The following is a 6,398-nucleotide window of genomic DNA, read 5'->3' as shown; positions in this document are numbered from 1 at the left end:
GGTGCCCCAGGCGGTGGCCATGGCCTCGACCAGGAGCAGGCCGCGTCCGCCGTCGCTGTCGAAGTCGGCCGCGCGGACGAAGGGGAGGCTGGTCGTCGAGCCGTCGTCGATCACCTCGGCGTGGACCATGCCGCCGCCCAGGCCGAGGCAGACCGTGATCGATCCTGCTGTTTTCTGCCCGGAGTCGGAGTGGACGACGGAGTTCGTCACGACCTCGCTGAGCAGGAGTACCACGGTGTCGAGGGCGGAGTCGTCGACTCTGCCGGTGAGCAGGTCTCGTGCCCAGGCGCGGACCGTCGCGACCGAGCAGGCCAGGCCCGCGAACTCGGCGTGGCCCAGCGGGTGCAGTACGGCCCAGCGTCCCGCGGTCGCTCGCTGTCTTTCGTAGCGGCAGGTGGCCTGCCGGTACGCGTTCATGCGATCGCCGCCGAGACGATGACGTCGGCGGCGTTGTCGGCCCCGGCCCAGACCCCTTCGCCCGGCCGCCACGCCCTGGCCCACCAGGGCCGCCAGACGAACATCCAGCCGCAGGCGCGACGGATGACGGCGATCCGGACCCGGGTCTCGCCCCCGGACATGATCTCCAGCACTGGCTGCCCCACCTGGGGCAACACCAGCGAGGTGCCCACCCCCAGGCCCCGCAGATCCCACCCCAGCCGTACCAGGTGAATCAATTGCTCTTGCGGATCACGTGCACTCATAGCACTGACCTCCTATTACGGATTTGTTCCGCGCGACGATGGCTTTTGGCAGGAATGTCCACATCTGAGCGATGCGAAGAGAACCCTGCCTTGCGACACCCTGAAGCTCTTCCGCTCCCAGCGATCTAGAGCAACGGAAAGTGATTGCATGGTCATGCTGAGTTAGCATGGTGCTGTCTGTCAATGCACAATGCAGATTGAAATTAATCTGCGTATCGAAGACGGCCGGGTAGCCGCTCCATCACACTGAGCGCATGTCGCCCACATACAGCCCAACTGTTCGGCTCCGGCGTCTGGCTCGTGAACTACGCAAGATGCGAGAAGAAAACGGGCTAAGCCCTGAGAGTGCTGCAATCCGTCTCGGATGGAGCCGTAGCAAGGTGAGCCGGATCGAAACAGGACGTACTCGCGCGAGTGCCTCCGACGTTGCCAATGTCTGCGACCTTTATGGTGCGGGCTCGTCGGTTCGTGCTGGTTTGATTCAACTTGCCAAGGAGGTCCGTCAACGCGGCTGGTGGACCGCCTACGCCGATGTGTTCACCGGCTCCTATATCGGATTGGAGGACGAAGCTGCCCTGATCCATCAATGGGAGGTGCAGCTCGTCCCGGGTCTGTTACAAACCGAGGACTACGCCCGCGCGGTGATCAGTGCTGGGAGACCCGAACCGCACGACGCAGAGGACACCCATCGACGGGTCATGGCTCGCATGGCACGGCGCACACTGCTCAGCAGGCCCGATGCGCCGGAACTCTATGCGGTAGTAGACGAAGGCGTTATCCGCCGCCCGATCGGTAATCCCGAATCAATGCGTGATCAGTTGCAGGCATTGCTGGTCGCGGCGCGCCGTCCCAATGTGACGATCCGCGTCCTTCCCTACCGTGCTGGAGCACACGCCGGGCTGGAAGGGGCGTTCACTGTCCTGTCCTTCACAGAAGAGGTCGATCCCGACGTCGCCTACGTGGAGGGCACCGCCGGTGATGTATATATCGAGAGCTCAGATCAGATAGATCGCTATAAAATGGCATTTGAGCGCATCTGTGATGCGGCTCTGCCCCAGGATGCATCCATGGGGCTGATCGCCGAGGCGAAGGAGCAGCTATCTCATGACTGATCCGACAAACGCTGTGTGGCGCAAGAGCAGCCTGAGCGGCAGCGGCAACAACTGCGTCGAGGTGGCCCACGTAGACAACCAGTACCTTGTCCGTGACTCCAAAAACCCTGATGGCGCCACACTTGTCTTCTCGCCAGGTGACTGGGCTGCCTTCCTTGGCCGTGTCAAGTCTGGAGACTTCGACACGCGCCCCTGATCGCGTGATGAGTTAAGAGGGTTTCCGAGAGGTGCGGGACGGTGGAGAACCAGCCTGTGGACCTGTCTCACGCAGAGTGGCGCAAGAGTTCGCGCAGTAACGGCAATGGTGGAGCGTGTGTCGAGGTAGCGCGCAATCTGGCCGGGATCGTGGCCGTTCGGGACAGTAAGGACATCAATGGTCCAGCGCTGGTCTTCTCCCCTGGCGGGTGGCGGGCCTTTGTGGTGGTGTCAAAGGCGGTGAGTTCGGCGACCTGGGGTGAGTTGGGTGCCCATCTGAGCAGGTCGTCGAGGTCGATGGTGATGGGGAAGGGGACCGGGGCGGTCAGGCGGTCGTGGTGGATGCCGGTGAGGCCGTACGCGTGGGTGGCCGGGTCCAGTTCGTAGGCGTGGGCGGTGAGCCGTTGTTGTTCTCCACCCGCCAGAAGTGCGGATTGCCCGCCTCGGCGTAACCGGACGGCTTCAGGGAGTTTTCACCTCGCGCCGTGCTACCGCGGATTCCCCAGCAGTTGAGCGGCCTCGTCGTGCCTGCCGACCTTGGCCAGGCAGGCGGCGAGGTGACGGCGCGCATTCAGGTAGCCGTCCATGTGGTCCGATGGCCGACGAAGGAACAGCTGCTCATGTGCCCAGAGGGCCTCGTTCATCACGGGCACGGCGTCACCGGGCCGGCCCAGCTCGTCGTATGTCAAGCCGAGGTTGGACAGGCAGCGGGCCAGCCCGGGGAGGAAACGCTCTTTGTCCACCTTGATGAGTTCCCGGTGGACGGTAACGGCCTCCTCCTGGACGAACAGGAGATCCTCGGAACGCTCCAGCCGTACGTGGGCCGCCTCCAGGCAGCTCAGGGCGTTGGCGAGGTCGGGCAGGAAACGCTCCGGATCGGCCTGGGCCAGCTGCCGGCACATGTTGACGGCCTCCTGCCCGATGGTCGCGGCGTCGTCGAGCCGCCCCGCGTTCGTGAGCCCCATACCGAAGCCGACCAGGGAGCGGGCATATTCCGGCATGAAGCGTCCGGGATCGAGCTCGGCCAGCTCCTGGCGGAGGCGGGCGGCCTCCTGGAACTCGGGCAGAGCGTCGTCGTGCCGGCCCTGCTCGGAGAACGCGTGGCCGAGGTTGATCATAGAGCGGGTGTAACCCAGCACGTAGCGTTCGGGGTCGTACCCGACCAGCACCCGGTGGAAGGAGACGGCCAGCTCCAGCCGGGGCACGGCCTCGTCCAGCCGCCCCATGCGGGTCAACGCCAGCCCCAGGTTGGTCAGCGTCGCCGCTTTCCCCTCATGGATGGCGCCGATCTGCGGGCTGTACGGGTCGCGCAGGACGGCCAGTACCTTGCCATAGGAGTCGGCGGCCTCCTCAAGCAGGGGCACTGCCTCGTCGAGGCGGCCAACCTCCATGAGCGTCACACCCAGCTCGCCCACGGCGATGGCCAGTTCCAAAGTGGGCCGGCCTGATCCGGCGTCGGCCAGCCGCCGGTGAACGGCGACGAGCTCCTCGATCACGGGCAGCGCCTCGCCGGGCCGGCCCAGGTCCGACAGCACCGTCCTGAGTCCGTCCAGGGCGCGGGCCAGGTCGAGCAGGTGCTCCTCGGGGTCGGTGGCGACCAGTCCGCGCCGGATGTCGGCGGCCTCCCTCAGCGCGGCCACGGCCTCGTCGTACCGGCCCAGACCATTCAGCGCCGACCCCAGCTCGCACAGTGCCGAGCCCAGGGCGTCCGGGATCGGAGACCCGGGATCGTCCCGGTAGTCGGGCACGACAGCCAGTTCCCGGTAGAGATCGACGGCCTCCTCCCACACCGGTACGGCCTCGTCGGGCCGGCCCAGAGCGGACAGCAACGCACCCAGGTCGGTCAGGGCGGGAGCGAGCTCAAGAGCGTGCAGGCCGCGGTCCGTGCCGATCAGCCGCCGGAGGGCGGCGACGGCCTCCTCGAAGGAGGACAGGGCCTCGTCGAACCGCTTCAGCTCTACCAGCGCCCTGCCCAGGTCGGATAGGGAGTGCGCCAAGGGCGGCAGATGGTTTTCGGGATCGGCCTCGGCCAGCCCCCGATGGACGGCGACCACTTCCCGATACCGGCCGAGCTGCTCTTCCAACTTCCGTTCCTCCATGCCTCTCCCCGCGGCGGCAGCCGACTGGCTGTCCTCGGGCCTCATCGCACCTTCTCCTCGGCGCCGGGGGCCTATCGCACCAGGCATGAGGGCTGGTGACGAAGCTAGAGACCGTTACTGGGAAACGGCTTGTAGATCACTGTTAGGAGACGCTGCTCCTGGTTGCTGACGTTTTCAGGGAGCTTTCGCCTTGGTCCGGACGGGAGCGGGGAGTGCGGCGGTCGTAGGGGGGCGGGTGCCGGCGTAGAGGACGCCGGAGATGATCAGGGTGGCGGCGGTGAGTTTGACGGGAGAGATGGGTTCGCCGGTGAACAGGGCGGCCGAGGACATGCCGAAGACCGGGACGAGCAGGGCGGAAGGCGCGACCACCGAGGCGTCGTAGCGCTGGAGCAGGAAGCCCCAGATGCCGAAACCGCCGAGGGTGGAGATCAGCGCCACGTAGAGCACGGACAGGCTCCCCTCCACCGAGAACTCCAGCCGGGGAACCCCCTCCACCAGCAGGGACAGGGCCAGCATGGGCAGGGCCGCGACCGCGCTGATCCAGACCATGAAGCGGAACGAGCTGGGCGGGGCGGCGCTCCTGACCGCGATGTTGCCCGCGCTCCAGAAGAACGCCGCGCCGACGACCAGCAGGAACGCGCCGATGGGACCACCGGTGCCCAGGTCGGCGGCGATCAGCACCAGCCCGGCGAGCGCGACGGCCATGCCGGTGATCCGCCGCGCGGTGAGCCGCTCCCCCAGCAGGACGACGGCCAGGACGGCGGTGAAGACCGCCTGAACCTGGACGACGAGCGAGGTCAGCCCGGCGGGCATGCCCGCCCGCATGCCCATCAGCAGCAGGGTGTACTGGCCGATGCCGAGTGTGGCCCCGGCGACGAGCACCTTCCGCCAGGGCACCCCGGGGCCGCCGACGAACAGCAGCGCGGGGAAGGCGGCCAGGGCGAAGCGCAGCGCCACGTAGAACAGCGGTGGAAAGTGCCGGAGCCCGACCTCCATGACGACGAAGTTGAAGCCCCAGAGGGCGGTGAGGCCGATGGCGAGGAGGAGGTGCCGGGTGCGCATATATCCATCGTCGTTTTCAGCGATATTTCAGCACAAGCGAGAATTTCTGGCTTATGTCGTTTAGAGTTGCTTATGTGTTGGATCTCAATCGGCTCAAGGCACTGCACGCGGTCTCCGTCTACGGATCGGTGGGTGCGGCGGCCGAGGCGCTCATGGTCACCCCCTCCGCGGTCTCCCAGCAGCTCGCCAAGCTGGAACGGGAGACCGGCGCGACCCTGCTGGAGCGCAACGGGCGCGGGGTGCGGCTGACCGACGCGGCGGGGCTGCTCGCCGACCACGCCGGGCGTATCCTCGCGCTGGTCGAGACGGCGGAGGCCGACTTCGAGGCACTGCGCGGGCAGGTCGTGGGGCGGCTCTGCATCGGTGCCTTCCCCACGGCGGCCAGGGGTCTGATGCCCGCCGCGCTGGCCCTGCTGCGCACCCGCCACCCCGACCTGAGGCTTCAGCTCATGGAACGCGAGCCCTCGCGGCAGATCCGCGAGGTGGCCAGGGGAGAGCTCGACCTCGCGGTGATCCAGGACTGGATGAACCGCCCACTGGCGATCTCCGAGGGGCTGTCCCGGGCGACGCTCTTCGACGACATCGCCGACGCGATCCTGCCCGCGACCCACCCACTGGCGGACCGCTCCGAGATCGAGCTGGCCGAGCTGTCCGGGGAGCAGTGGATCAGCTCCTCACCGGGCACGGTCTGCCACGACTGGCTGGTCTACACGCTGCGCTCGGCCGAGGTGGAGCCGGACATCGCCTGCATGGCGGATGAGTACCCCACCCAGATGGCCCTCGTCTCGGCCGGGCAGGGGTGCGCGATCATTCCCCGACTGGGTCGTGACTTCGTCCCCTCCGGGGTGCGGGTCGTCCCGATCAGGTCGCGCCCGACCCGCAGGCTTTATGCGCTCTGGCGCAGTGACGCGGCCCGCCGCCCGGCGATCCGCGCCGCGGTCGAGGCGTTGAAGGCCGTCTCCGCCGATTTCCACATCCCCATCTCCGAGTCCGTCGAGGCGCCGTCCACCGTCCTGGCCGGGAACGTTCACCCGGTCGAGTGAGGATTCGCGGTCACCGCGCCGGGTGCGCCGTCCCGTGAGGCCGGGGACGCATCCGGGCGATCGTGCCAAGGACAGCCAGAGGGAGACCCTCGGCCCTGTCCTGCGGATCTTTTGCCTACTGCGGTCGGTCAGGCGGCGCCTCGCCGCGTTGTCGTCGGTCACCGCAGCACGCTGCGGCTCCCTCCT

At 67.3% G+C, this 6,398-nt stretch carries 8 protein-coding genes; 4 read left to right on the top strand and 4 right to left on the bottom strand.

Annotation, left to right across the window (positions count from 1 at the left end; genetic code table 11):
- A partial coding sequence (locus ABT130_RS46625) for an ATP-binding protein (RefSeq protein ID WP_350966355.1) occupies nucleotides 1–417 on the bottom strand: 417 nt, incomplete at its 3' end.
- Nucleotides 414–701, bottom strand: a complete 288-nt coding sequence (locus ABT130_RS46620) for a hypothetical protein (RefSeq protein ID WP_350966354.1) — start codon at nucleotides 699–701, stop codon at nucleotides 414–416. The genes ABT130_RS46625 and ABT130_RS46620, both read right to left, overlap by 4 nt.
- 254 nt (nucleotides 702–955) lie before the next feature.
- Between ABT130_RS46620 and ABT130_RS46615 the strand changes: the two genes are divergently transcribed.
- Genes ABT130_RS46615 through ABT130_RS47900 form a run of 3 tightly spaced genes read left to right on the top strand, consistent with a single transcriptional unit; the run spans nucleotide 956 to nucleotide 2,395 of the window.
- The gene (locus ABT130_RS46615; protein WP_350966353.1) at nucleotides 956–1,813 is read left to right on the top strand and encodes a helix-turn-helix domain-containing protein; all 858 of its coding nucleotides are present in this window, start codon (nucleotides 956–958) and stop codon (nucleotides 1,811–1,813) included.
- Entirely contained in the window at nucleotides 1,806–2,009 is a 204-nt protein-coding gene (locus tag ABT130_RS46610) for a DUF397 domain-containing protein (RefSeq protein WP_350966352.1), read from the top strand. Before ABT130_RS46615 ends, ABT130_RS46610 begins: the two co-directional genes overlap by 8 nt.
- A 41-nt stretch (nucleotides 2,010–2,050) precedes the next feature.
- Nucleotides 2,051–2,395: a DUF397 domain-containing protein gene (locus tag ABT130_RS47900; RefSeq protein ID WP_451935775.1), complete on the top strand. Its 345-nt coding sequence runs from the start codon at nucleotides 2,051–2,053 to the stop codon at nucleotides 2,393–2,395.
- A 101-nt stretch (nucleotides 2,396–2,496) separates the two neighbouring features.
- On the opposite strand, the gene ABT130_RS46595 is transcribed toward ABT130_RS47900, so the two are convergent.
- Together ABT130_RS46595 and ABT130_RS46590 are read right to left on the bottom strand one after the other, a co-directional pair.
- Nucleotides 2,497–4,152 carry a tetratricopeptide repeat protein gene (locus tag ABT130_RS46595; protein WP_350966351.1) on the bottom strand — a complete coding sequence of 552 codons (1,656 nt, stop codon included), beginning with the start codon at nucleotides 4,150–4,152 and terminating at the stop codon, nucleotides 2,497–2,499.
- Nucleotides 4,153–4,281: 129 nt separating this feature from the next.
- Nucleotides 4,282–5,169: an EamA family transporter gene (locus tag ABT130_RS46590; RefSeq protein WP_350966350.1), complete on the bottom strand. Its 888-nt coding sequence runs from the start codon at nucleotides 5,167–5,169 to the stop codon at nucleotides 4,282–4,284.
- 74 nt (nucleotides 5,170–5,243) lie between these two features.
- Between ABT130_RS46590 and ABT130_RS46585 the strand changes: the two genes are divergently transcribed.
- On the top strand, nucleotides 5,244–6,212 hold the full coding sequence (locus tag ABT130_RS46585) for a LysR family transcriptional regulator (RefSeq protein ID WP_350918522.1): 969 nt from the start codon (nucleotides 5,244–5,246) through the stop codon (nucleotides 6,210–6,212).
- Nucleotides 6,213–6,398: the final 186 nt, after the last annotated feature.

Origin of the sequence: Streptosporangium sp. NPDC001681 (genome assembly GCF_040298085.1) — a bacterium.
Lineage (GTDB): Bacteria > Actinomycetota > Actinomycetes > Streptosporangiales > Streptosporangiaceae > Streptosporangium.
This window is presented reverse-complemented; position numbering and strand designations above follow the sequence as displayed.